The organism is Acinetobacter sp. GN11 (assembly GCF_054823985.1).
Genome location: NZ_JRVL01000142.1, coordinates 1 through 487 on the forward strand (window position 1 = coordinate 1; position 487 = coordinate 487).

The 487-nt window shown below is 31.2% G+C and carries 1 protein-coding gene; it reads right to left on the minus strand.

Translation table 11 applies throughout. The features are described 5' to 3' along the window. Window positions 1–121: 121 nt before the first annotated feature. A complete protein-coding gene (locus NL42_RS12540) occupies window positions 122–466 on the minus strand; it encodes a hypothetical protein (protein ID WP_461312992.1) in 345 nt (114 codons plus the stop codon). Window positions 467–487 lie beyond the last annotated feature (21 nt).

Sequence of the window (487 nt, forward strand, 5' to 3'; positions counted from 1 at the left end):
TATGTATATTTAATCTCATCAAAAATAATTTTTAAATATGAGTTATTTCATGCTTCTAAAATCTTGCTTTTATACCCACCATATCCACAACAATAGAAATTGAATTTCTTTTAAGACTAAATTAGTGATAACTCAGTTTTTGCCTCATCATCTTTTGAGGCACACTTATTTTTCCAATAAAGTTAGTTAGCCATAAAATGCACTCATCGCGGTGTTCAAAGTGAGGAATCAAACTCAGATCAATTTTTATATCTCTATCTGCCAAAGGTAGACTCAGACAATATTCAAAGTCGATCGACTTATATTTTAACCTCAGATCCTTTTCGTCGGCCTGTTTTTTGATTTCAGCCATAATGCGGTTAAGGTTAACAATCAAATCATTTGAAACTTGGTTATTTTCATAGACACGGTCATAGACATTCTCAGCAACGTCTATATATTTTATAAGCTCTGCATTTTCATTCATCTTATTCACACTCTCTTTTTT

Excerpts from the sequence above, each read along its gene's own strand:
- NL42_RS12540 (WP_461312992.1), bottom strand. The coding sequence starts at position 466 with ATGAATGAAAATGCAGAGCTTATAAAATATATAGACGTTGCTGAGAAT.